Source organism: Thermus caldifontis, assembly GCF_003336745.1.
Lineage (GTDB): Bacteria > Deinococcota > Deinococci > Deinococcales > Thermaceae > Thermus > Thermus caldifontis.
Genome location: NZ_QGMX01000003.1, coordinates 200,419 through 224,511, shown reverse-complemented (window position 1 = coordinate 224,511; position 24,093 = coordinate 200,419). Strand labels below are relative to the sequence as shown.

General features: G+C 64.8%; 22 protein-coding genes and 1 other RNA gene. 11 read left to right on the top strand and 12 right to left on the bottom strand.

Annotated elements, in window-relative coordinates:
* Positions 1-41: 41 nt before the first annotated feature.
* From DK874_RS06640 to DK874_RS06620, 5 genes are read left to right on the top strand one after another with little or no spacing between them, the layout of a single operon-like run.
* Positions 42-884 (top strand): COG1361 family protein, encoded by an 843-nt coding sequence (locus DK874_RS06640; protein WP_114313228.1) that lies wholly within the window; start codon positions 42-44, stop codon positions 882-884.
* A complete protein-coding gene (locus DK874_RS06635; protein WP_114313227.1) occupies positions 881-1,369 on the top strand; it encodes a hypothetical protein in 489 nt (162 codons plus the stop codon). The genes DK874_RS06640 and DK874_RS06635 overlap by 4 nt, the downstream gene beginning before the upstream one ends.
* Position 1,370: 1 nt before the next feature.
* On the top strand, positions 1,371-4,484 hold the full coding sequence (locus tag DK874_RS06630; RefSeq protein ID WP_114313226.1) for a COG1470 family protein: 3,114 nt from the start codon (positions 1,371-1,373) through the stop codon (positions 4,482-4,484).
* A 30-nt stretch (positions 4,485-4,514) separates the two neighbouring features.
* Positions 4,515-5,675, top strand: a complete 1,161-nt coding sequence (locus tag DK874_RS06625) for a hypothetical protein (RefSeq protein WP_114313225.1) — start codon at positions 4,515-4,517, stop codon at positions 5,673-5,675.
* Between the two features lie 9 nt (positions 5,676-5,684).
* Entirely contained in the window at positions 5,685-6,113 is a 429-nt protein-coding gene (locus DK874_RS06620; protein WP_114313224.1) for a hypothetical protein, read from the top strand.
* A gap of 47 nt (positions 6,114-6,160) precedes the next feature.
* Here the strand turns inward: DK874_RS06620 and folE are convergent, their stop codons facing one another.
* From folE to DK874_RS06605, 3 genes are read right to left on the bottom strand one after another with little or no spacing between them, the layout of a single operon-like run.
* Positions 6,161-6,769: a GTP cyclohydrolase I FolE gene (gene folE, locus DK874_RS06615; protein WP_114313223.1), complete on the bottom strand. Its 609-nt coding sequence runs from the start codon at positions 6,767-6,769 to the stop codon at positions 6,161-6,163.
* 38 nt (positions 6,770-6,807) lie between these two features.
* Positions 6,808-7,500: a gamma carbonic anhydrase family protein gene (locus DK874_RS06610; RefSeq protein ID WP_114313222.1), complete on the bottom strand. Its 693-nt coding sequence runs from the start codon at positions 7,498-7,500 to the stop codon at positions 6,808-6,810.
* Positions 7,481-7,861 (bottom strand): NUDIX hydrolase, encoded by a 381-nt coding sequence (locus DK874_RS06605; protein WP_114313221.1) that lies wholly within the window; start codon positions 7,859-7,861, stop codon positions 7,481-7,483. Before DK874_RS06605 ends, DK874_RS06610 begins: the two co-directional genes overlap by 20 nt.
* Before the next feature lie 52 nt (positions 7,862-7,913).
* Between DK874_RS06605 and typA the strand changes: the two genes are divergently transcribed.
* Complete coding sequence (gene typA / locus DK874_RS06600) at positions 7,914-9,677, top strand: translational GTPase TypA (protein ID WP_114313220.1); 1,764 nt, start codon at positions 7,914-7,916, stop codon at positions 9,675-9,677.
* A 50-nt stretch (positions 9,678-9,727) separates the two neighbouring features.
* Here the strand turns inward: typA and DK874_RS11990 are convergent, their stop codons facing one another.
* Together DK874_RS11990 and DK874_RS06595 are read right to left on the bottom strand one after the other, a co-directional pair.
* A complete protein-coding gene (locus DK874_RS11990) occupies positions 9,728-9,853 on the bottom strand; it encodes a hypothetical protein (protein ID WP_275887333.1) in 126 nt (41 codons plus the stop codon).
* Positions 9,854-9,914: 61 nt separating this feature from the next.
* On the bottom strand, positions 9,915-10,598 hold the full coding sequence (locus DK874_RS06595; protein ID WP_114313219.1) for a hypothetical protein: 684 nt from the start codon (positions 10,596-10,598) through the stop codon (positions 9,915-9,917).
* A gap of 44 nt (positions 10,599-10,642) precedes the next feature.
* On the opposite strand from DK874_RS06595, the gene DK874_RS06590 reads away from it, so the two are divergent.
* Positions 10,643-11,890, top strand: a complete 1,248-nt coding sequence (locus DK874_RS06590; protein WP_114313218.1) for a replication-associated recombination protein A — start codon at positions 10,643-10,645, stop codon at positions 11,888-11,890.
* Here DK874_RS06590 and DK874_RS06585 read toward each other — a convergent pair.
* Genes DK874_RS06585 through DK874_RS06575 form a run of 3 tightly spaced genes read right to left on the bottom strand, consistent with a single transcriptional unit; the run spans position 11,868 to position 13,776 of the window.
* Entirely contained in the window at positions 11,868-12,425 is a 558-nt protein-coding gene (locus tag DK874_RS06585; RefSeq protein ID WP_114313217.1) for a hypothetical protein, read from the bottom strand. The genes DK874_RS06590 and DK874_RS06585 overlap by 23 nt on opposite strands.
* A gap of 9 nt (positions 12,426-12,434) precedes the next feature.
* The gene (locus tag DK874_RS06580) at positions 12,435-12,956 is read right to left on the bottom strand and encodes a hypothetical protein (protein ID WP_114313216.1); all 522 of its coding nucleotides are present in this window, start codon (positions 12,954-12,956) and stop codon (positions 12,435-12,437) included.
* Positions 12,957-12,990: 34 nt separating this feature from the next.
* A complete protein-coding gene (locus tag DK874_RS06575; RefSeq protein ID WP_114313215.1) occupies positions 12,991-13,776 on the bottom strand; it encodes a carbohydrate ABC transporter permease in 786 nt (261 codons plus the stop codon).
* Positions 13,777-13,807: 31 nt separating this feature from the next.
* On the opposite strand from DK874_RS06575, the gene DK874_RS06570 reads away from it, so the two are divergent.
* On the top strand, positions 13,808-15,010 hold the full coding sequence (locus tag DK874_RS06570; RefSeq protein WP_114313214.1) for a CaiB/BaiF CoA transferase family protein: 1,203 nt from the start codon (positions 13,808-13,810) through the stop codon (positions 15,008-15,010).
* Positions 15,011-15,095: 85 nt separating this feature from the next.
* Here the strand turns inward: DK874_RS06570 and ffs are convergent.
* An RNA gene (gene ffs / locus DK874_RS06565) (signal recognition particle sRNA small type) lies at positions 15,096-15,196 on the bottom strand.
* A gap of 19 nt (positions 15,197-15,215) precedes the next feature.
* Here ffs and DK874_RS06560 point away from each other — a divergent pair.
* A complete protein-coding gene (locus DK874_RS06560; RefSeq protein ID WP_114313213.1) occupies positions 15,216-16,094 on the top strand; it encodes an ABC transporter ATP-binding protein in 879 nt (292 codons plus the stop codon).
* Positions 16,087-16,857, top strand: coding sequence for a DUF2705 family protein (locus tag DK874_RS06555; protein ID WP_114313212.1), 771 nt, complete (start codon positions 16,087-16,089; stop codon positions 16,855-16,857). Before DK874_RS06560 ends, DK874_RS06555 begins: the two co-directional genes overlap by 8 nt.
* Here DK874_RS06555 and DK874_RS06550 read toward each other — a convergent pair.
* Positions 16,854-17,948 carry an aminopeptidase gene (locus DK874_RS06550; protein ID WP_114313211.1) on the bottom strand — a complete coding sequence of 365 codons (1,095 nt, stop codon included), beginning with the start codon at positions 17,946-17,948 and terminating at the stop codon, positions 16,854-16,856. The genes DK874_RS06555 and DK874_RS06550 overlap by 4 nt on opposite strands.
* A 20-nt stretch (positions 17,949-17,968) precedes the next feature.
* Here DK874_RS06550 and DK874_RS06545 point away from each other — a divergent pair, with 20 nt between their 5' ends.
* Positions 17,969-19,108, top strand: a complete 1,140-nt coding sequence (locus DK874_RS06545) for an E3 binding domain-containing protein (protein WP_114313210.1) — start codon at positions 17,969-17,971, stop codon at positions 19,106-19,108.
* Here the strand turns inward: DK874_RS06545 and uvrB are convergent.
* Both uvrB and DK874_RS06535 read right to left on the bottom strand, forming a co-directional pair.
* Positions 19,105-21,102, bottom strand: a complete 1,998-nt coding sequence (gene uvrB, locus DK874_RS06540) for an excinuclease ABC subunit UvrB (protein ID WP_114313209.1) — start codon at positions 21,100-21,102, stop codon at positions 19,105-19,107. The two genes, DK874_RS06545 and uvrB, sit on opposite strands and share 4 nt — an antisense overlap.
* Positions 21,103-21,161: 59 nt before the next feature.
* Positions 21,162-23,861, bottom strand: coding sequence for an S-layer homology domain-containing protein (locus DK874_RS06535; RefSeq protein WP_114313208.1), 2,700 nt, complete (start codon positions 23,859-23,861; stop codon positions 21,162-21,164).
* Positions 23,862-24,093: the final 232 nt, after the last annotated feature.

Below are 24,093 nucleotides of genomic sequence, written 5' to 3'. Positions count from 1 at the left end.
GGCCTGGCCCTAGGGCCAGGCCTTCACCCTATTGGTGAACCATGAAGCGAATCTTTCCCTTCCTCCTAAGCCTGGCCCTCGGCGCCCTGGCCCAAAGCACCCTGGGCGTGGAACCCCCGGTCCTCCTCAAGGAGGCCAAGCCGGGAGAACCCCTTACCCAAACCCTTACCGTCTACAACGTGGGCACCCGCCCGGTGCGGGTCCGGGTAAGCCTGGGGGATTGGACCTACGATCCCATGGGAAAGATCCAGTTTCTCCCCAGAGGGACGTTGAAGGAAAGCGCAAGCCCCTGGGCCACCTTCTCCCCAGCGGAGTTTTTGCTGGAACCCAAGCAAAGCCGCCCCCTCACCTACACCCTCACCGTACCCAAGGAGGCCACCCCCGGGACTCACTGGAGCATCCTCTTCCTGGAATCCGAGGATCCCAACCCGCCCCCCGGGGTCCCCTTGGCTACCTTCCGGGTGCGCATGGCCCATGTCTTCTACGTGAACATAGCGCCCTTAACCACTGGGGGGCGGATCACCGGGATCGTGCCCAGCCCCCCTAAGAACCCGCAGGAGCCCTACCGCTTCGCCATCCAGTACCAGAACACGGGGAACACCGCCCAGAAGCTTTTCGGCCGCTTTGAGGTGCGGGATGCCTCGGGGCGCAAGGTGGCGGAGGTGGAGGTGGAGGAGGTGGTGGTCCTGCCGGGCCAGGTGCGCATCCTTCCCGTCACCTTGGTAGGCCCCCTACCCGTGGGGAACTACACCGCCTTGGCCATCCTCAACTACGGCGATCCCACCAAGGACGTGGCCGCCGACCTACCCTTTACCCTGCGCACCCCCTTGGCCGCACCGCCCTCGCCCCCCGGCGAGGAAGGGGAAAAAGGAGGTACCCCATGAGAACTTGGCTAACCACCCTCGTCCTGTTCTTGGCCCCGGCCCTGGCCCAGGCCACCTGGATCGTGCAGACCCTGATCCCGGAGACCATCGCCATCCGCACCCCCACCACCCAGATCGCCTTTGACCTCCAAGACTACCCTCCCAAGGCCTTCCCCGCCACCTACCCCGCCAGCAACCTGGAAGGCGGCATCTTACCGGTCCAGGTCTTCTCCAATGCCCCTGGGGTGTGGAGCCTCCTCCTGCAGATCCCGGATCTCAGGGATCAAAATGGGGCTTTGCTCCTGCCCGCCAGACAGGTTCTTTACCGGGTGAATGGGGGGCTATGGCTTCGCGCCGACGGCACCCCCCAGATCATTTACACCCAGACCGGCCCCACGGGGGACTGGCTGGAGCTCCGCCTGGAGTTTGCCCTGGAGCTTCTGGGCAACGAGCGAGCGGGCAACTACGTGGTCCAGGCCCTGGTCACTGCTTTGAGGCAGCCTTGAGATGAGACTTTTTCCGGCTCTTCTCCCCCTCCTTCTTGGTCTGGCCTGGGCCCAGGTGCGCTTCCTCCCCAGCCCTGGCCTCGCCGGGGTCCCGGGGGACTACCTCACCTTGAGCCTGAAGGTGGAGGGAACCGGGTCGGTGCGCTTCCGCCTCTTCCCCCCGGAGGGCTGGCAGGCCCTTTCCCAGGAAAGGCAGGCGGTACTGGAGGGCAAGGAGGAAACCCTAAGCTTCACCCTGCGGGTACCCCCTCTGCCTGCAGGCACCCAGGGGAGGGCTCTGGTGGCGGCCTACGAGGGGGAAAAGGAGGTGGCCAGGACCGAGGTGGCGTTAACGGTGTTGCCCTTGATCCAGGTAGCCCTCTCCGCCCCGGCCACCCTCGAGGCCAACCTGGGAGGACCCTTTGAGTTTCCGGTCTATGTCAGCAACCGCTCCAACCAAAGGGAGGAGGTCTTGCTGGAGGCGGAGGCCGCCATGTTCCAGGTGTTCTTAAATCCAGCGGGCCTGAGCCTGGCCCCCGGGGAAACCGGGGTGGTGCGGGTCTTGGTGAACCCTCAAGGGGAGATCTCCGCCGGCTACCGCTTCTACCTGAAGCTCAGGGCCACCCCCAAGACCCAGCCCGAGGCCCGGAAGGAGGCTGGGGTCATCGTGCTCTTCAAGGATCCCCTGGCGGGAAGCGGTAAAAGTGACCGGGACCCCGAACTCACCCTGGGGCTGGGCGTGGCCCTGAGCCTGGGGGCCACCTGGGAACGGGGCCAGATTCAAGGCCAGGTGGGCTACCTCCTGGCTCCCAGCTTAAGCGGGGCCCTTTCCGACTATGTGACGGCCACCCTTGCCCCAAGCCCCCTCACGGGGGATCTGCAGGATCCCTTGCGCCTGCCCCAGACCCTCACCCTGAGCCTCAAGGGCGAGGGCTGGGAGGCCCGGGCCCAAGGGGGGCAGGGAAGCTTCGGCCTGGCCTCCACCTTCCGCTTAGACCCGGCGCGGGTGAGCCTCGAGGGCACCTACCGCCCAGGGGGCCTGGGCCTTAGGGCCAGCGCGGTGAGCCTGGACAAAAGCCTAGACCTCCAAGGCGCCCTCTCCACGCAAACCGCCCCCACGGGCCGCCAGGACAACCTGAGCCTGCGCTACCGCCTGCCCCTGGAGGGGGGCCTTAGCCTGGGCCTGGGCACCGACCTCAGCGGCCAGACGGGGGAGGCCTACCGGCTTTCCTTTGGCCTGAGCCAAAGCCTCACCTGGCAGACCCAGGACCTGGAGTTGGTGCAAAGCTATGGCGGCGTGCCCCTGGCCGGCCTCCACACCCTGGGCCTGGCAGGGGGCACCCGGAGCCTTTACCCCCTGGGCCTTCGGGGGAGCACCAGCGTGCAACTGGGCCCCAGCCAGGGCCTTTGGCAAAACCAGCTCACCCTTTACGCCCAGCCGGTGGCCGGGGCCTTCGTAAGCCTCACGGGCAGTTACCGGCAACAAGGGGAAAGCCGGGGGTATGGCTTGGCCCCAAGCCTCAGCACCGCCTTCGGCGAACCCGGGGTGTACAGCGGGGGCCTGAGCCTAAGCTACGGCATGAACAAAAGGCTTTCCGGGGAAGCCCCCGAGAACCAGAGCTACCAGGCCAGCCTCACCCTGGGCACCCGCGACCTGAGCCTTTCCGGCTACCTGCGCTATCTTCTCCAGGAAAATCCCCTTCTGGAAGGAAGCCTCTTGCTCCGACTGGCCTTGAGCGGGGGGAGCCTCGAGGGGCAGTACCTGACCAAGCGGGGCACGGACAAGGACGTTACCCTCTACGGGGCCGCCTGGAATCAGCTCTGGCCGGGAAGCCTGCAAAGCCGCCTCTTCTACGAGTACCGCCTGGAGGAGAGCCCAAACCAACGCCTGGGCCTTTCCCTCTTCCAGCGCAACTTCCTGGAACCCGGCCTTTCCTTGGGGGCCTCCTACACCCTCATCCTCGAGCCCGGGGAAGCCCGCCACGCCTTTGGCCTCAGCCTGGCCTACACGCAAACCTTCACCTTCACCACCCCGAAGGAGATGGTGGACCTCTTTGGCGGCCGTAAGGGAGGCGAGGTGGTGGGCCAGGCCTTTCGCGACGAGAACCTGAACGGGCACCGGGATCCCGGCGAGGCGCCTTTGGCGGGCCTGAGGGTATGCCTGGGGAAGACCTGCGAAACCACCGACGCAGAAGGCCGCTACCGTCTTTTCACCGCCGCTGGCGAGGGCGCCCTCTTTTTCGGCAACCTTCCCGCCACCCTAGCCCTAGTAGGGGAGGAACGGGTTCGGGTAATCCTGAACGCCAGCCTGGAGAAGAACCTGCCCTTCGCCCCCGCCACCACCCTGGCGGTCCAGGTGCTGGACAGCGGAAACGAGCAGGGCCTGGCCTTCGCCGGGGTTTGCGCCGAGGGACCGGTAAAACGCTGCACACGGGCGGACGCCAACGGTCGCGCCCTTATAGGTGGGCTTTTCCGCGGGGAATACCGGGTATATCCCGACCCCCGCTACCTGCCTGCGGGCTACCAGGGCGGCGAAGCCCTGCAGGTGCAGGTGGATCCCAGCCTACCCCCAAAGGCCACCCAGGTGGTGGCCCTCCCCCCCAGGCGGGAGGTGGAGGTGACCTACACCGCAGACCGCCTGAGCCTGGTGGCCACCGCCGACCCCTCCACCCCCATCTCCGGGGCCGAGGTGGAGATCAAGGCCTTGGTGCAGGGGGAAGCCCAGGTGGTTTTTCTGGACCTCCCCTCAGGCCCGGTGGCCCTACTCCGTCAGGAGGGGAACTACTACGCCGCCCGGATCCGCCTAGCCTTGGCCCCGGGGTTTCATACGCTGACCGTGAAAGCCAAGGGGCAGGAGGAAGCCGAAGCGCCTTTGTTCCTTCAGGTGGTGCCTGGCTCCCTCTATAGCCCCAGTTCCCTGGAGGGTCCTAAAGTAAAGATCACCCTTCGCTTCCGGGCTAATCAAGTAGCCCTGACGGAAAAAGGCCAGAGCTTCGCCCTCAAAAGCGAGGACGGCTACACCTGGACCGGGGATATACCCTTAGGCCCCGGCCATTACTCCCTTTTGGTGCTGGCCGATGGGGAAAGGCTGGGTGAGGTGGGCCTGGCCATCCCCTCGGAAAGCGCAAACCATTGAGGTTCAAGGATTCGGAAAGGAGTGGTACGTATGCGGCATTGGTACGCGGTTCTTTGGGTGGTAGGGCTCCTGGGAGCTTGCTCCCAGGAGCCCCAAGGGTTAAAGCCCCAGGTGGCGGTAGGCGCCTCGGTAACGATGGAAAAAACAGCGGTGCCCGAGTTCAAGCGCACCTACCATTGGACCATGGAGAAGAAGGTCACGGATCCGGCAAGCGGAACCCTCACCCTGGCCCCGGGGCAGTCCTACCTGGCCAAGTATGCGGTGTATCTGGTGGGCACCCCCACGGACTCCGACTTCAAGGTGAAGGGGACGGTCACCATCAAGAACACGGGTGGCGTGGCTGTCATCTTGCAAACCCCCAGCGACACCCTCTCCACGGGAGAAAACATAGCCCTGAACTGTGGGGTCACTTTCCCCTATGCCCTGCCCGCAGGCCAAGCGTTAAGCTGCACCTACAGCCAGGCCCTGCCCAACGGGCAAGGCCGGACCAACACCGCCACGGTGGACTGGAGCGGTGGGGGCCAAAGCGGCACCGCCTCGAGCCAGGCCAGCTTCGCCTTTACCACCCCTACCCAGGTGGTGGACGGTAGCGTCACCGTGAGCGATCCTTCGGCCACCTTGGTCAACGCCATCAGCGGTATCACCCCGGAAGGCGTCATCTCCCAAACCTACTTCTTTGAACGCTGGATCCGCTTTGACCGGTGCGGGGAATACCAGGTGGACAACACCGCCACCTTCACCACCTCCGACACCCAAACCCAGGGTTCGGCCTCAGCCACGGTAAAGGTTTCCGTTCCCTGCGAAGGCGGATGCACCTTAACCCAGGGCTACTGGAAGACCCATTCCCGCTACGGCCCTGCCCCCTACGACGACACCTGGGCGCAAATAGGCGAGGACACCCTCTTCTTCCAGTCCGGCCAGAGCTACTACCAGGTTCTCTGGACCTCACCCAAGGGAAACGCCTACTACATCCTGGCCCACCAGTACATCGCCGCCAAGCTGAACATCCTGAACGGGGCCTCCACCACCCCCCAGGTGGATGCGGCCCTAGCCTGGGCGGAAACCTTCTTCAACACCTACAAGCCGGGCGATTCCCTGGATAAGGCCACCTCCAACCAGGCCAAGGCGTATGCCGCCCTATTGGACGACTACAACAACGGCCTGGTGGGGCCAGGGCACTGCTCGGAGTAAGGAGGCAACATGAGGAAAACAGCCCTTCTTTTGCTGCTGGGACTTTTGGCTGCCTGCTCAGCTCCCCAGGGGATCAAGACCTCGGGCAACCTGCAAATCCAGTCGGTGGCGCCCGATGTGGTGGCAGGGTGCAAGGTGCGGGCTGGGGATTGGATGGCCCTCAAGGGCAACACCTTTGGTTCCCAAGCCGACTGGGATGCCGGCACCAACTACGCCCTGTTCCCACCGGGCTTACGGGAAGAAAACCCTGAGATCACCCAAGCCCAGGACCCAGCCACCTTGATGTTCCAGGTGCCCCAGGGGGCAGAAAGCGGTCTCTTACGGATCCACGTGGAAGGGGTGGGGGATGCGGAAATCCCCGTGGTGGTAGAGGGCCTAACCCCCCAGATGGCCGTGCCTGGGTGCGAGGCGCCCACACCGCCCCAAGTCCCGGAATAGGCCACCCACCATAGGCCCCCTGGCCCCTCCTGCCCGCGCAGGAGGGGCTATTTCAAGTGGCTTAGAAACTCCTCCCGGGTCTTCTGGCTTTCCCGGAAGACTCCCAGCATGGCGCTGGTGGTGGTGCGGGAGTGTTGCTTCTCCACCCCCCGCATCATCATGCAGAGGTGAACCCCCTCCACCACCACGCCCACGCCCTGGGGCTCTAAGACCTCCTGGATGGCCTCGGCGATCTGCACCGCCAGGCGCTCCTGCACCTGAAGCCTTCTCGCAAACATATCCACGATGCGGGCGAACTTGGAAAGCCCCAGGATCTTTCCATTTGGGATATAGCCAATGTGCACCTGGCCGAAGAAGGGCAGGAGGTGGTGCTCGCACATGGAGTAGAACTCGATGCCCTTCACCACCACCATTTCGCTACCCTCAGCCGGGAATACGGCTTCGTTTATGATGGCCTTCAGGTCCTGCCGATACCCTCGGGTGAGGAAGGCCCAGGCCTTGGCCACCCGCTCTGGCGTCTTCAGGAGGCCCGGGCGGGAAGGATCCTCCCCGATCACCTCCAGCCATTCAGCCGAGAGCCTCTGAAGGTGCTCCAGGTCCACTTCCGTTTCAAAGGTCAAACCGGTTTCTTCTATCTCCACCATCTTGCGCTTCATCTTGCCACCTTGAATCCCCACCCTATGTGGCCCCGGGCTCACTCGGGGGAGAGAAACCCGTCCTCCACCAAGGGAAGGGCCTCCTCCGGGCCCAGGGGGAAACCTTGGGAGGCCCGCCTCAGGACCTCGAGGACCTCCTTTCGGGTGCGCTTCAGGCGAAGATGCAGTTCGCTAAAGGGGTTCAGGGCATCCTGCCCCCGCAGGGTGAGGCGGTAGCGGCGGGGAAGGTCCAGGGGGGAAAGCCCTTGGCGGTAGCGTTCCGCCAAGGCCCGATACCTGGGGGCGTTTCCCGGAGGCTCCGCCGCCCCTTTGATGCGGGCCGGGACCCCCACGGCCAGCTTCCCTTCGGGAATCTCCATTCCGGGAGGGACCACCGCCCCCGCCCCCACCACCGCATTCCGCCCCACCCTAGCCCCGTTCAACACCACCGCCCCTATGCCGATCAGGGCTCCCTCCTCCACCACCGCCCCGTGGACCACCGCCCGGTGCCCCACGGTAACCCCGGCCCCCAAAAGGCAGGGAAAGCTGGGGTCGGCGTGGAGAACCGCGCCATCCTGAATATTGCTTCCCGGGCCAATCACCACCCGCTCCAAATCCCCCCGGACCACGGCGGCAAACCATATGGAAGCTCCCTCCCCCACCTCCACCTCCCCCACCACGTAAGCCCCGGGGGCGATGAAGGCGGTGGGGTGCACCTGGGGAAGCTTGTCCTCAAAGCGGTAAACGCTCAAGGGCCACCTCCAAAAGGCGCAGGTCTTCGGGAAAGGAAAGGAGGGCTCGGGCCTCTTCCGGGCTAAACCAACCGAGCCCACTCATCCCCTTTTCCAGGCGGGGCTCCCCCTCCCCCCGCATGAGAAACCAGTGTATTTCCCGCTCCACCCCCTTGGGGTTCACGTAACGGGTGGGAAAGAGGGGAGCCACGACCTCGGCCCTTATCCCGGTTTCCTCCAGGACCTCCCGCACCGCGGTCTCCTCGAGGACCTCCCCTGGCTCCACGTGCCCCTTGGGGAAAACCCAGAAGCCCATGCGGTCGCGGAGGAGGAGCACCTCCCCCTTTTCGTTAAAGACCACACCCCCCGCCCCTAGCTCCATGCCCCTATCCTACGCGCCCCCGCATGGTAGAGTGGGGGGATTGGGTGCGCCCATGGAGATTAGAAACATCGCCATCATTGCCCACGTGGACCACGGGAAAACCACCTTGGTGGACGCCATGCTTCGCCAGGCCAAGGCCCTGGCCAAGGAAGAGGGGGAGCGGATCCTGGACTCGGGCGACCTGGAAAAGGAGCGGGGCATCACCATCCTGGCCAAGAATACGGCCGTGGTCTGGGATGGGGTGAAGATCAACATCGTGGACACCCCCGGCCATGCGGACTTTGGCGGGGAGGTGGAGCGGGCCCTTTCCCTGGTGGACGGGGTGCTCCTTTTGGTGGATGCCGCCGAAGGCCCCATGCCCCAGACCCGCTTCGTCCTAAGGAAGGCCCTGGAGGCTGGGCTCAAGCCCCTCGTGGTCCTCAACAAGGTGGACAAGAAGGAAGCCCGCCCCGATGAGGTCCTAAACCTCACCTTTGACCTCATGGTGGAGTTGGGGGCCACGGAGGAGCAGCTGGACTTTCCCTACCTCTACGCCATCGGCCGGGATGGCCGGGCCTGGCGGGAGGAACCCAAAGAGGATCTCTCCGAGCTTTTCCAAACCATCCTCCAGCACATCCCCTCGCCCCGGTGGGAGGAGGGGCCCTTCCAGCTTCTGGTGGCCAACCTGGACCACTCCCCCTACCTGGGGCGCATCGCCATCGGCAAGGTGGCCCGGGGCCGGGTGCGCAAGGGGGAAAGCATAGCCATCTTGAAAGAGGGCGAAGCCCTCTCCGCCAAGGTGGTGGCGGTCTACACCCACCAGGGCCTGGAGCGGGTGGAGGTGGCGGAGAGCCTGCCCGGGGACATCGTGGCCCTGGCGGGGGTGGAAGGGGTGGAGATCGGGGATACCTTGTCCGACCCCCAGACCCGAGAGGCCCTTCCCCGCCTGAAGGTGGACGAGCCCACCGTGGCCCTCACCCTCACCGCCAACACCTCCCCCTTTGCCGGACGGGAGGGGGTGCACGTGACCGGCCAGAAGCTGAAGGAACGCCTCCTTAAGGAGCTCCGCACCAACGTGGCCCTCCAGGTGGAGGAAGTCGCCCCCGAGGTCTTTGAGCTTAGGGGCCGGGGAGAGCTCCACCTGGCCATCCTCCTGGAAACCATGCGCCGGGAAGGATACGAGTTCAGCGTGGGCCAGCCCCGGGTGCTCACCAAGGATGGCCTCGAGCCCTACGAGCTTTTGGTGGTGGAGGTGCCCCAGGACCGCTTTGGAAGCGTCATGGAGGCCCTGGGGGCCCGGCGGGCGGAAATGGTCCACATGGAGGTGGGCGAGCGGGTAAGGGCGGAGTTCGTGGTCCCAGCCCGGGCCCTTTTTGGCTTCCGAAGCCTTTTCCTTTCCCTCACCGGGGGAGAGGGGCTTTTGAGCCACACCTTCCACGGCTTCGGCCCCGAGGCGGGCCCCATCCCCACCCGCACCACGGGTAGCGCCGTGGCCATGGAAGCGGGGGTGGCCACCGCCTATAGCCTCAACCGCCTGCAGGAGCGGGTGCAGTTTTTCATTGAGCCGGGCACCGAGGTCTACGTGGGCATGATCGTGGGGGAACACGTGCGGGAAAACGACCTGGAGGTGAACGTCACCACCGCCAAAAAGCTCACCAACATCCGGGCAGCAGGCTCCGACGAGAACATCCGCCTGGTGCCCCCAAGGCGGCTTTCCCTGGAGGAAGCCCTGGAGTTCCTGGCCGAGGACGAGCTTTTGGAGGTCACCCCCAAGAGCCTACGCCTGCGCAAGAAGGTGCTGGACCCCTCTAAGCGGAAGCGCTTGGTGGGGAAGTAAGCAGGGGCCAGGTTCTTTAAACCCGGCCCCCTTTGCCTTAACCTTAACCCCTACTCCTCTTCCCGCTCTCCGTAGGTTTCCAGGGCTTCCTGCCACGCCTGGCTAATCTCCTTGGCCTGTTCCATCTTGACCTCCCTGAGGCTAAGGGTAAGGGCCTTGGAGGTCAAAGGGAGCAAGGTAAAGGGAAAACCCGTACACCCTGGCGCTGGTGTAACCTCTGCCGGTTACACCACAGGATCAGGACTGGAGGAGGGCCTCCGCCTCGAGGCGGGCCAGCACGCTTTCCAGGCTCCCCCCCTGCCAGCGCTCCACCGCATAGGCTAAGAGGGGAAACCGCTCCTTAAGCCTCCGCATAAGCCCGGCGGCATCCTCAGGCTGGCTTCCTTGCAGCACCAAGAGGTACCCCCCCTCCAGGCGGAAGGCCAGATCCCCCCGGCGAAGCTCCGCCTGCAGCCTTTCAGGGGAGGCGGAGGTGGAGAGGTAAACCAGCACCAGGGGGCGCCTGAGGGCCAGGCCTTCCAGGGCCCCGGCCAGGCGGCGCAGGTCTTCCTGGGAACCCATGCCCTCCAGGGCAGGCAAAAGGGGCGCCTCCCGCCCCGTGCCCAGGAAGAAGGCCATGGCCAGGGCCAAGGCCCCCAGGGCACCGCCCAAAGCGGTGTAGCCCTGGGCCTCGAGGGCCGTGACCGCCAAGGCGCTTTCCAAGGCCAGTTGAAAGGAAAGAAGCCCCAGACCCAAGACCAAGAAGAACTGCACGGAAAAGGCCACGGGGAAGCGGGAAAACAAGCTCCCGCTAGCCGCCAGGAGAAGACCGGAAAAGAGAAGCCCAAGCCCCCGCTCCACCTGGCCCAGGGGCTCAGCCAGGGCCAGGGGAAGAAGCCCCAAAAGGAAAAGGCCCCACGGCAGGAGGAAAAGCCAGCGCATGCTCCTTCCAAGACTACCATGCCTCCCCTTACGCCCGCCTTAGCATGAAGGGGATGGAACCCCTGGCCGAGCGCCTTAGACCCCGCTCCTTGGACGAGGTCCTGGGACAGCCCCACCTCACCGGGCCCCGGGGGCTTTTAAGGCGGATGCTGGAGGGGAAAAGGCTTTCCTCCATGGTCCTCTTCGGCCCGCCGGGCACGGGCAAGACCACCCTGGCCCAGATCCTGGCGGAGGGGGTGGGCAAGCCCTTCCTCCGGCTTTCTGCGGTGGAGGCGGGGCTCAAGGAAATAAGGGCGGCGGTGGAAAGGGCCAGAAAGGAAAGGAGCCTGGTCCTTTTCCTGGACGAGGTGCACCGCTTCAACCGGGCCCAGCAAGACGCCCTCCTGCCCCATCTGGAGTCGGGCCTCCTCACCCTGATCGGGGCCACCGCGGAAAACCCCGCCTTTGAGCTCACCCCCGCCCTCCGCTCCCGCCTGCGCTTCTTTCCCTTAAGGCCTCTCTCCGAGGAAGACCTCCTAGCCCTTCTCCAGAAAGCCCTCACCGACCCTAGGGGCCTCCCGGGAACCCCCTTTGAGGAGGAAGCCCTCCACCTCCTGGCCCAGGCCGCCGCCGGCGACGCCCGCTTCGCCCTTAACACCCTGGAGCTGGCCGCCTCCTTGGGAGAGGTAAGCGTAAGGACCGTACGGGAAGCCCTGGGCGCCGAGCGCTTCGCCATGGACAAGGGCGGGGATGGGTTTTACGACCTGGTCTCCGCCCTCCACAAAAGCCTCCGGGGAAGCCACGTGGACGCCGCCCTCTACTACCTGGCCAGGCTTCTTAAGGCCGGGGCCGACCCCCTCTACCTGGCCCGCCGCCTCATCCGGGTGGCGGTGGAGGATGTGGGCCTGGCGGACCCTTTGGCCCTGCGCCTGGCGGTGGCGGCTAAGGAGGCCTACGAGGCCCTGGGAAGCCCGGAAGGGGAGCTGGCCCTGGTGGAGGCCACCGTTTACCTGGCCCTGGCCCCCAAGTCCAACAGCCTTTACACCGCCTGGAAGAAAGCAGAGGAGGCAGCCCAGAGCCATCCTCACGCTCCCGTGCCCCTACATCTGAGGAACGCTCCGACCGGTTTGCAGAAGGCCCTTGGCCACGGCAAAGGCTACGCCTATTACCACGAGGACAAGGAGGGAAGCTTCGCCCAAAGCTACCTACCGGAGGGGCTAGAAGACCTCCTCCTCTTTGAGGCCACGGGGGAAGGCTGGGAAGAAAGGGTGCGGGAGAGGCTCAAGGCCCTCAGGGAGAGGTTCCGAAGGTGAGGCCCAAGGCCACGTAGGGCCCCTGGTGCAAGCGGCTATAATCCCAACCCATCTGGCAATAGCCACAGGGGCCGTAGCCCACCTCCACGGCCCAGCCCTCCCCCCAGTAGCCCAGGCTCACCTGGAAGGCAAGGTCGCTACGGGAGCGGGATTGATCCCTAGCGGCCAACGCATGAAGGCGAGGAGAGAAATAGAGCCGGTCCACCGCCAGGACTAGGCCCACATCCACATCCCCAAACCAAGAATCCGAGCCCGGCAGGAAGCTCAGCCCCCCATCCAGGCTCAGCCCTGGGGCCAGTTTGAGCTTTCCCCCCACCCTAACGCTCCACTGGATGGAGAAGTTAAACTCCCACGTTCCATCCCCTCCTGCGTATCCCAGGTAGGGTACGGCCCAGACCGGATACTGGCCCTGGGGACTTGGGAAAACACTGCCTCCCACCGTGAAAACCTGCCCCTGCACCGGATCCGGCGGGCGAAGCACAGCTACAGGGGCACACCCTGCCACAAACAGGATCAAAGCCGCCAAGACCCGCATACCTACCCCCTAAAGGCGCACGGCCGCGGAAACCACGAAAAGCACTGCCCCCTCTTGGGCATTGAAGAGCACGCTCCCCTCTCCTAAGAACCCCTCCTCGGCATAGCCCAAGGTGGCCTGGTAGAGAAGGCCCGACACCCTCGTATTCTGGGACTGGAATCCAACCCAGTGCACCCTAGGAGAAAGGTAGACACCCCCTAGCCCTAGTAAAAGCCCCGCGTCCAGGGCCAGGGGCACCGCATCCCCCCCCAGCACGGGAGGCAAGGTCAGGCCCATATCTAAGGAAAGCCCGGGGGCCAAGGCCTGTTTGATCCCCGCCCTGAAGCCCATCTGGACGGAAAAGTTATACTCGGTCTGGCCGTTGCCCTCGGCGTAGGCAGCATAGGGAAGAAGGGCCACACCTCCTTCCAGCCCCAGCGCACTCAGGCCCAAGGCTAGGCTCCTTCCGGAAACCGGCTCCGGAGTGCGCAAAACCGCAACCGGCAGACAGCCGGCCAACGCCAGGGCCAAAACCGCCAAAAGGGCCCGCATGGCTTGCACCCCCTTTAGCCCTCAGGATAGCACGTTAGCCCTTAAGCCCCTCCTCAAAGGTGGCCACCACCCGCCTCTCAAAGAGCAAATAGAGAAGGGCGATGGGAAGCACCGAGAAGAGGGCAGCGGCGGAAAGAAGGCCCCAGTCCGTGGGGTATTTGCGCTGCAGGTCCGTAAGCCAGGTCTGCAGGGTCCAAAACCTGGGGTCGGAAACCATGACCCTGGGGTAGAGTACCAGGTTCCAGTGGGCGGCGAAGGCCAAGACCCCAGCCGCCACCAGGGTGGGCCGCACCAAGGGGAAAAGGATCCCGAAAAGAAGCACCCGATGCCCCGCCCCATCCAGCCGGGCTGCCTCCAAAAGCTCCTCGGGTACCGCCCGCATGGCCTGGTAGACCAGGTAGATGACGAAGGGGCTAGCGGCAAAGGGTAGGGCCAGGGCAAGGGCGGTATCCAAAAGGGAAAGCCCCTTGAGGATGCCATAAAGGGGTACCAAAAGGAGCTCGGCGGGTACGGCCATAAGCACCAGGTAAAAGGGCAAAAGCCCAAGCCCAGCCCGCAGGGCGTAAGCGGCCAAAAGGGCCGTGAGGAGCTGAAGGAGGACCACCCCTAAAGAAAGCGTCATGGAAAAGAAAAGCCGGCTCCAAAACCCTTCCTTCGCCAAGCCCCGCACGTTCTCCAGGCTAAAACCCACCTTTGAGAACAGTTCCCCCGAGTACACGGCTTCCTTGGGCATGAAGGCAGCGTAGGTCATCCAGAGGAAGGGAAGGAGGACGAAAAGGAGAACCAAAAAGACCAAAAGATGCCCTAAAGCCCGGCCCACGCCACCAATATAGCTTGTTTATGATGCTCCCATGCGACCCCTTTCCGGCATCAAGGTGCTGGACCTTTCCCGGGTGCTGGCAGGCCCCCTTTGCACCATGATCCTGGCCGACCTGGGGGCCGAGGTCATCAAGGTGGAACCCCCCTGGGGGGACGAAACCCGGGGCTGGGGACCCCCTTTTGTCCAGGGGGAAAGCGCCTATTTCCTCTCCGTGAACCGAGGAAAGCGTAGTTTGGCCTTGGACTTGAAAACCCCAGAGGGCCAGGAGGTGGTGCGGAGGTTAGCCCAAGGCGCCGATGTCTTGGTGGAGAACTTCAAAACCGGGGATCTGAAGCGCTACCGTCTGGATTACGAAAGCCTTAAAGGGCTAAACCCCCGCCTGGTCTACCTTTCCATCACCGGTTTCGGCCACACGGGACCCAGGGCCCAAGAACCCGGGTACGACGCCGCCTTGCAGGGCTATACCGGCATCATGTCCGTCACCGGGGAGCCAGCGGGCCCCCCCATGAAGGTGGGGGTGGCCTGGATTGACGTGATGACGGGCATGATGGGTGGGGTGGCCGTGCTTGCCGCCCTTTTGGAGCGGGAAAGGAGCGGCCTCGGCCAGCACATAGACCTTTCCCTTTTTGACGTGGGCCTCTTCGCCTTGGCCAACCTGGGGGAAAGCTACCTCCTCACGGGAAAGCCCCCTAAGCGCCTGGGCAACGCCCACGCCCAGATCGTGCCCTACGGGGCCTTTCCCGCCGCAGACGGCTGGCTTGTTTTAGCGGTGGGGAACGACGAGCAGTTTGCCAGGCTTTGCCAGGCTCTGGACTTACCCGACCTGCTAAAGCGGTTCCCCACCAACGCAGAGAGGGTGGAGGCCCGGGAGGAAGTGGTGGAAGCCCTGTCTGCCGTTCTCAGGACCCATCCCCGGGCTTACTGGCTCCAAAGGTGCAAGGAGGCAGGTACCCCCGCCGCTCCCGTCAACGACTTGGCCGAGGCCTTCCAAGATCCCCAGGCCCAGGCCCGGGGGGCCATCTGGAGCCTTTCCCACCCCCTTTTGGGCCCCTTGCCCACCCTGGCCAACCCCTTGCGCTTTCTCTCCCGCACCCCCGCAAAACCTTCCCTACCCCCGCCCCTTTTGGGGCAACACACGGAGGAGGTGCTACGGGAGGCAGGCTATACCGAGGAGGAAGTGGCCCGGCTTGTGGAAAAGGGCGTGGTCCGTATCCAATCCCAAAGGGAAAGGTGAGGAAGAATCCCGTCCTAAAGGAAATTCATAGGCTCGAGTCCCCTGCCGGAAAAGGCTTGCGCCCTGTGGATAACCCTGTGGATAACTGCCCCCGGCTACCCAGCGGCACCCGACCCGTGGCGCTTAGGGCTGCTTCCTTCCGGACCTGACCCGGTTCACGCCCGGACCGTCGCGCTGGACCGGGGGCTTGGGTAGTATAGCACCCATGGATGCCCTAAGGCTAGAGGGCTTGGGCAAACGCTACGGGAGGAAGCCCATCCTGGAAAACATAAGCCTAGCCGTGCGCCCCGGGGAGGTCTATGCCCTAGCAGGGCCCAACGGCTCGGGAAAGACCACCTTGATCCGCCTGGTTGCGGGCCTGGCCTTTCCCAGCCAGGGCCGGGCCTACCTTCTGGGGGAGGACGTGCACCAAAACCCCAGGGCCCGGCGCCACCTGGGGGCAGTGGTGGAAGCGCCAGCGGCCTTCTACCCCTACCTCACGGGCCGGGAGAACCTGAGGATGCAGGCGTACTTGGCAGGGATTAAGGACGAAGGCCGCATCAGCGAGGTGCTGGCCCGGCTTAGGCTGCTGGCCGTGGCCGACCAGAAGGTGGGTAGCTACTCCCTAGGCCAGAGGCAGCGCTTGGGCCTGGCGGCGGCCATCCTGCACCACCCCAAGGTATTGGTCCTGGATGAACCCACCAGCGGCCTGGACCCCGAAGGGGTGGAGCTGGTCCATGGCCTCCTCGAGGAGCTAGCCCAGGAAGGAGTGGCGGTCCTTCTCTCCACCCACCACCTGCAGGAGGTAAGCCGCTACGCCCACAAGGTGGGCATCCTGGGCGGGGGCAGGCTCTTGGACGAGGTGCGCCTCGAGGGGCGGGAGGTCTTTCGCTTGGAGGCCGAGCCCTTGGAGGGTGCCCTGGCCCTCCTCAGGACCCTGCCTGGGATTACCCATCCCCGCCTGCAAGGAAGGGCCATTCTCTTTGAGGGGAACCCGGAGGAAGCCCTTAGGGCCCTCCTCCGGGAAGGCTACCGGGTCAAGGCCTTACACCCTCAGGGGTTTGACCTGATGACCTACTACCAAGAGAGGGTGAAGCATGCTTAGGCTTGTGGTCTTTGAACTCTTTAAGCTCTTCCGCCTGCGCTCTGTAGGGCTTGGCCTTTTGGCCGCTTTCCTCCTCCCCTTCCTCTGGGCCTTAGCTCCAGGGCTTAAGGAGGTCTATGGCCTGGTCCTGGCCTCGGGCTGGCAGGTGGTCTCCCTAAGCCTCCTGGCGGGGATGGAGTTCCTCTTTCCCTTCTTGGTGGTCATGGCCGCCAGCGAATCCTTGGGTAGCGAGATAAGCCAGGGTACCCTAAAAAGCCTTCTCCTAAGGCCCCTGCCCCGGACCGCCCTGCTCCTGGCCAAGCTCCTGGCGGTACTCCTCTACCCCTTTGCCCTCCTCGGCGCAAGCTTCCTGGGAAGCCTCATGGCGGGCCTACCCCATGGGCTAGGTGGCTTCTATGGGGGCACGGGGCTCGGACAAGGGGGGTTTGCCGGCACGGGCTTCCTGAGCGCCCAGCAGGCCCTAGGCGAGCTCCTCCACGCCCATCTTTTGGCGGGGATGGTCCTATTGCCCCTCGCTGCCTTGGCCCTCCTTTACGCCACGGTTTTCCTCTCCACCACGGCCAGCGCCTTGGCGGCGGTGGCCACGCTTCTTCTCATGCGGCTTCTGGTGGCCTTCCCCGCCCTTACCCCCTTTCTCCTCACCACCTACCTGGACCTGCATCTGAGGCCCCAGGCCGCAGGGCTCGGCCTTCCCCTCCTCTTTATCTACACCCTGGGCTTTGCCTTTCTGGCCGCTTTGGTCTTCGAACGCAAGGACCTCTAGGGGGCCAGGGGATGGGGCTCGGGGATTCCCAGGAAGCGCCCCTTTTCCACCACGGGTTTTCCGTCCAAAAGAAGGCTTCCTTCCCCCAAAGAAAGCACCAGGTCCCAGTGGAGGGCGCTTTGGTTCTTCCCGCCCGTTTCCGGGTAGCTCCGCCCCAGGGCCAGGTGCACGGTGCCTCCCATCTTTTCGTCCAGGAGGATGAGGCCCGTGGGCCGGGTGAGGCCGAGGTTGGTGCCGATCCCCACCTCGCCAAGCCGCCTGGCCCCCTCATCCGTGGCCAGGGCCGCCCGCAGGTACGCTTCCCCCACCTCCGCCCGGGCCTCCACCACCTCGCCCCTCCGGAAGCGCAGGTAGACCCCTTCCACCCGCCTTCCCCCCACGTAGGCGGGCAGGTTAAAGCGCACCTCCCCCTCGGCGGAGTCCTCCAGGGGGCCGGTAAACACCTCCCCCGAGGGCATGTTGCGCCGGCCATCGGAGTTGATCCATCGCCTGCCTGCCACAGAAAGCCTTAGGTCCGTTCCCGGGGCCAGGATGCGAAGCTCCTCTCCTTGGGCAAGCCTCTGGATTAAGGCCTCTTGGAAGCGGGCAAGGGCTTTCCAAGCGGCAACGGGGTCTTCCCGGTCCAGGAACAAGGCCCTTTTCAAGTACTCCCGGAACTCCTCCGTACCCATCCCCGCCCCCACCGCGTAGCCCACCGTGGGGTAGAGGGTGAGGGCCCAGGGCTTTTTTAAGCGGAGCTCGGCAAGGGGCTGCCAGGCCCGCTGGTGCTTGAGGGCAAGCCTGGGGTCCAGGGAGGCTCCCTCCAAGGGGTTTTCCGCGGAAAGGATGCGCAGGAACTTGTCCGCCTTCTCATAAAGAGCGCGCTCCACCTCCGGTATCCGCTCCAGCCAAGCCCCCCCGTGGAGGAGGAAATCCCGCCCCTCCCCCGGGTAGCCGATGCGGAAAAGAGGGTAGGCCCCCCGCTTCAGGAAGGCCCTCTTCAAATGGGGCAGAAGGGGCAAGGCCGGAACCTCCGCCTCCACCAAAATGGCCTCCCCTTCCTGGGCCTCGAGGCAGTACTCCACCAGGAGTTGGGCGAACGCAGCTTCCACCCTGTTATCATAGGGCCAAGATGGCCGAACCCAAGATCACGCCCCTGGCCCGGCGTCTGGCCGAGGAGAACGGCATAGACTGGCGCAGGCTTCAGGGCACTGGTCCCGATGGCACCATCGTGGAGCGGGACATCCTGGCCTTCCTGGCCAAGGTGATGGCCGGGGAGGTGGAGTTGCCCCCCATGCCGGAAGAGGCCCCGCCCCTGCCCCCGGAAGAGGAGCTCAAGCGGGTCCAGGAAGTCCTGGACCGGGAAGGGGTGGACCTGGAGGACGTCCTCCCCACCCCACCCAAGGCCCCCACCCTGGCGGTGGAGGAGGTGGCCGAGGAGGAGCTGGACCTGGAGCCCGCCCTTCTGGATGACCTGGAGCTAGACCTGGAAGAGGATCTCCTCCTGGCCGAGGAACCCAGCCCTGCCCCCGTGGAGGAGGAGGCCCCCTTCCTCCCCGAAGACCAAGGGGAGGAAGCCCTCCTAAAGCCCCTCGAGGAGGCGGAAGAGGAGCTGGAAGACCTGCTTCTTAGGGGCGAGGAGGAAGCCCCTCCCCTAGAGCCCCTGGAGGCCCTGGAAGAGCTGGAGGAAGCGCCCTCCCAGGAGCCCACCCTCGCCCAGGCCAAAGAGGAGGACCTCCTTCCCCCCGGGCCTCCCCCGGCCCCAGGGGAGGAGGCCAAGCCCCCAGAACCCACCTTGGCCGCGGCCATCCCCCCACCTATCCCAGCTCCAGGCCTCCCCACCTCCCCCACGCCTTCCCTCCGGGTGTACCGCCTGCCCTTCCCTCCCGAGGGGCTTAGGCAAGCCCTTCAGGCCTTCCAGAGGGTCCACGGGGTTCCCGAAAACCCCCTGCCCTTCCTCCTCAAGGCGGCGGAACGGGCCCTATCCGAGCTGGAGCTACCCCTTAGGCCCCTCCTTGGCAAGGTGGAGGGGGAAAGGGTCTTGGGGCTAAGGCCACTGGGGAGCTTCCTGGCCCTCTTCCGCCAGGAGGAGGGGGAGGCAGGGGAGGGGCTTCTCTGCTTCGCGGGGGAGGAGGAGGTGCACACCGGCCAGCCAAGCCTCTTCCTTTCCCCAGAAGGCCTCCTGGCGGCCTCGGGCCTCGAGGCCCCCATCGCCCGGAAGCTCTTGGAACGGGTGGCCCTCTACCTGGAAAACCCCGTGCTCCTCCTCTAGCGCCTTCTCCGCCGCTTCCGGCCTCCCGGAAGGGCTTCTGGGGCAGGAAGGCCCTGAAGGCGGGCCTCGAGGGCCCGTAGCTCATCCCTAAGCCTCGCCGCCCGCTCAAAGTCCAAGGCCTCCGCCGCCTGCCACATGGCTAGCTCCAACTCGGCGATCCTTTCCTTCAGGTCCTCCGCCTCCAGGGCCTCCAAGGGCGCCTCCCCATACTCCTCGGGGCGGATGATGGCCCTAACCTCCTTGCGCACCGTTTGGGGGACGATGCCGTGCTCCCGGTTGTAGGCCTCCTGCAGGGCCCTCCTCCGGTTGGTCTCCCGGATGGCCTTCTCCATGGCCTCGGAAACCGTGTCCGCATAGAGCCAGACCTCCCCCCTGGCGTTCCTGGCCGCCCGGCCGATGGTCTGGATGAGGCTCCGCTCGCTCCTTAAGAAGCCCGTCTTGTCGGCGTCCAGGATGGCCACCAGGGAGACCTCGGGGATGTCCAGCCCCTCCCTCAGGAGGTTGATGCCCACCAGGGCGTCAAAGTGCCCAAGGCGCAGGTCCCGCACCAAGGCCTGGCGCTCAAAGGCGTCCAGCTCGTGGTGCAGGTAGCGGGCCCTTATCCCGTGCTCCTGAAGAAAGGCGGTTAGTTCCTCCGCCATGCGCACCGTCAAGACGGTGACCAGGGTGCGCTCCCCCCTTGCCGCCCGCTCCCGGATCTCCTCCATGAGGTCCAGGATCTGGTTCTCCGTGGGCTTCACCACCACCAAAGGGTCTAAAAGCCCCGTGGGGCGGATGATCTGCTCCACGATGCGCCCCGAATGTTCCAGCTCAAAAGGCCCCGGGGTGGCGGAGACGAAGACCACCTGGGGCACCTTCTCCAAGAACTCCTCAAAGCGCAAGGGGCGGTTGTCCAGGGCGCTGGGCAGGCGGAAGCCATAGTCCACCAGGGTCTTCTTGCGCACATAGTCCCCCCGGTACATGCCCTGAAGCTGGGGCACGGTCACGTGGGACTCGTCCAGGAAAACCAGGAAGTCCTCGGGGAAGTAGTCCAGGAGGGTGTAGGGAGGCTCCCCCGGGGCCTTGCCGGTGAAGTAGCGGGCGTAGTTCTCCACCCCGGGGCAGGTGCCCATGACCCTGAGCATCTCCAGGTCGTAAAGGGTGCGCTCCTTAAGGCGCTGGGCGTAGAGCACCTCCCCCCTTTCCTCAAAGTGGCGGACCCTTTCCCATAGCTCGTTCTCAATCTCCTTTAGGATTTCCTCCAGGCCTTCCGGGGAAAGGTAGTGGGTGGCGGGGAAGAGCACGAACCCGGGAAGCTCCCTAAGCCTCTCCCCGGTGAGGGGGTGCACCTGGAAGATGCGCTCCACCTCGTCCCCGAAAAGCTCCACCCGGATGGGCTCGGTCTCATAGGCGGGGAAGATCTCCAACACCTCCCCCCTGGCCCGGAAGCGGCCCGGGGAGAGGTCGATGTCGTTCCGCTGGTACCCAAGCTCTAAAAGCCTCTCCAAAAGGGCCTCCCGGGGGTAATGGGCCCCCCTTTCCACCACCAGGTTCCGCTCGCGGTACTCCCGGGGGTCCCCGAGGCCGTAGATGGCGGACACCGAGGCCACCACCACCACATCCCTGCGGGTGAGGAGGCTACGGGTGGTGGAGTGCCGTAGGCGCTCAATCTCGGGGTTGATGCTGGCATCCTTCTCAATGTAGAGGTCCTTCCCCGGCACATAGGCCTCGGGCTGGTAGTAGTCGTAGTAGCTGATGAAGTACTCCACGGCGTTTTCCGGGAATAGCTCCCTAAACTCCGCCGCCAGCTGGGCCGCCAGGATCTTGTTGGGGGCCAGGACCAAGGCGGGCCTCCCCAGGGCCTCGATCACCTTGGCCACCGTCACCGTCTTCCCCGTGCCCGTAGCCCCCAGGAGGGTGAGGAACCTTTCCCCATCCCTAAGGGCCTCCACCAGCTCCCGGATGACCTTGGGCTGGTCCCCTTTGGGCTCTGGGCCCCGGTAGCGGAAGGGCATACCCCTACCATAGCAAAGCCCCCCGCCCAGGGGGCAGGGGGCCCAGGGAAGCAAGGGGCTTAGAACTTGACGGTGTAGCTGATCTTGAAGCCGCGACCGTGCTCAGGGCTGCCGTTATTGTCCACCACGAAGTCAGCGTAGGAAAGGACGAGGTCCCAGTAGCTCCAGCTCAGGTAGAAGCCGGTGACGCTGCCGTTAACGCCAGCAACGTTCACATTTTTGTCGTAGAGGAAGTCCACGCTGGGGTCCCAAGCGTTCTCCGCGTTGCCCACAAGTATGGCGCTCACGTTCGTGGCGGCGTAGGAACCGTACTTAGCCTCAAAGCTGGAGTTGGGGAAGAGGAACTCGTTGAGCTTGAGGCCCAGGGCGTACTTGGTTTCCGCATTGTTGGCGGTGCCCCCAGTGGTGGTGCGGGCCGCGTACTCCCCAAAGAGGCTGGGCTTTAAGGGAATGGCCAGGGCCTCGGTTTCGGCCTTCACCCCGTACTTGACCGTGGTGTAGCTGCTTGCCGGGGCACCGCTCACATCCTGGCTGTGGTAGCGCCCAAGGAGCGTGGCCTTCAGGATGCCCAAGGAAAGGGAGAAATCCCCATACGCGGCGATATCCGTCTTGGCCCCAGGAACAAACTGCGGCCGCACATCGTAAGTGGCCGTGAGGTTCAAGCCCTTGATCAGGGCGTCCTCCGCCTTGCCATCGTGGCTAAGCTTGGCGCCGTACTGGGTGTAATCGCTACCCGAGGATGCATAGTTGCTCGTGGCAGCGGTTTCCTTGTCAGCGCTGTCATCCGGGGTCCCATCGTTCCCCGCATCGGCCACCCGGTAGTAGCCGCTCAGGCTAAAGCCGGCAAAGAGCTTCAGGCCTGCCTCGGCCCCATAGGCAGTGCGAGCCCCCGTGCCAGTGTAGGTGTCGTAGAAGCCACCCAGGCTGATGGCGCCCAAGGACAAGGTAGCCCTAGCTCCGTAACCCTGCTGATCGGCATGGAAGGGAGCCGCATTGGCAGCGTTACCCGGGAGAGCATCGTAGGAGAGCATGTTGGCGGGCGTCACGTCGGCCCCAATGCTCCGGTAGTTCCCCTCCACCGCTACCGGGCCCAGCTCCGCCTTGGCCTTCACGTAGTAGCCGTTGGCGTTAGCCGCGGCATCCGAGGAGAAGTACTCGCCGGAAAGGGCCACGGGGCCAAGGGCCAGATCGGCGCCCACCCCGTAAACCGTAGTGGCCCCCACACCGCCGCCCAGGATATCACCGCCTTGCTGCACCACGGCACCCTTCAGGGAGAAGCCTTGTACCGGCGAAAGCGCCAGGCCCACACCCCGAGCATAGAGGTTATCCCCGTTAGCCCCAAGCTTGGAAGCGTACACACCCGTGAGCGTGGCCCCCAAAATGCCCGGCTTGTAGGTGGCCACCAGGCCGTGGCCGTAGCTTACGCCGTCGTTGTCAAACACGTACTCGCTGAACTTAGTCTTGACAGTCCGGCCGAAAGTGAAGGACAAGGACTGGTCCTTGGCCACCGCCAGGGTGGTGGACACCGCGTCCACGGTAACGTCAAGGGGGGGGTACGTAGTGTCCTTCACAGGGTTGCTAATGGAACCTGTCAGGCTGAAGCCCACAAGCCCTGGATAGACGTTGTACCCACCAGGGCTGGACTTGGCGTCCAGGGCGTTGGTCTTGAGGGTTAGGCTAAGCTTGGCTGCGGTTTCGCCCTCAGCATTCTTTCCAAGGTCCACTTCATCCACCACGAGCCCGTTGCCATTGCCGTCACCTGTGGAGAAGTTGGAAGAGAAGACCCGGTCAATATCAAACTGGGTGCCAGAACCAGCGAAGGCCCCATAGCTCAAGCTCAGGCTGCCGCTGATGGTGAAGGCGTTCCGCTCCAGCTTGGACACCTTGCCGGAGAGATCACCCACGGTGCCCTCCAGCTTGGACACCTTCTCGGAGAGGCCCACCAGGTCGGAGCGGAGGGCGGCGGCGAACTCCTGCACCGCGGCCACGTCCTCCTTGGTGGCGAACTGCTCAAAGTCCACGCCCTGAAGCTCCCCTAAGCCCTTCTCCAGCGCGGTAACCCGGTCCTGCAGGGCCAGGACATCCTGGTTGAGGAGGACGGCGAGCTCGTTCAGGGCCTGGATGGCCTGGGCGTTGGCCTCCACCTGGGTGCCCAGGGCCGCCAGGTCGCCCTTCACCCCCTCCACATCCTGGGCCAAGGCCTCCAGCTGCTCGGCCAGCTGCTGGGCCTGGGCCAAGGCGGTGTCGGCGGCGATGGAGGCGGCCTCCACCCGGTCGGCCAGATCCTGGAGGGCAGCGGCGTCCATGCCGGGCTCGGGCATGGGCATGGCCTTGAGCTCCTCAATCATGGCCTCGAGGCGGGCGATGTCCTCCTTGGTGGCGGCGCTGTCCTCCAGGGCCGAGACCCGCACCCCCAAGGCGGCCAGCTCAGCGGCCAGCTCCTGCACGGCGTTCTTCAGGGCCTCGAGGTCCTCAGGAGCCATGGCCTCCATGGTGGGGGACTCACCCTTGGCCTTCAGCTCCTCCTCGATCTGCTGCAAGAGGCGGTAGATGATGAGGGCCGCCTGGTAACGGGTGAGGGTTTCGTTGCCCCGGTAGGTGCCATCGGGGAAACCTACGATGATCCCCTTGGCCGCCAGGGCCTCCACCGCCTCCTTGGCCCAGTGGCCGGCGGGCACGTCGGAGAACTGGGCCAGACCGAAGCCCATAGAGAGCACGGTCAAAAGCCCCGCCAGTAGCATGACTAGCCTTTTCTTCATACTTCCTTACACCCCCTTTAGGGTTTCGGGAAGCGCCATTTTGGGCGAGTTTCCGCGTTTCCTCCCCAAAGGGCGCTTTCCCGGACGCAAGACGTGCTCAGCAAAAACCTTTTCCGCCTTGCGTCCGCCGTTATCATAAAAGCCTCACCCAGACCTTGTCAAGCCTCCTGGCCTTAAGGTTTTGCTATACTCCGCCGAAGGAGGGGGTGGGAGGAAGGGCGAAACTAGCAAA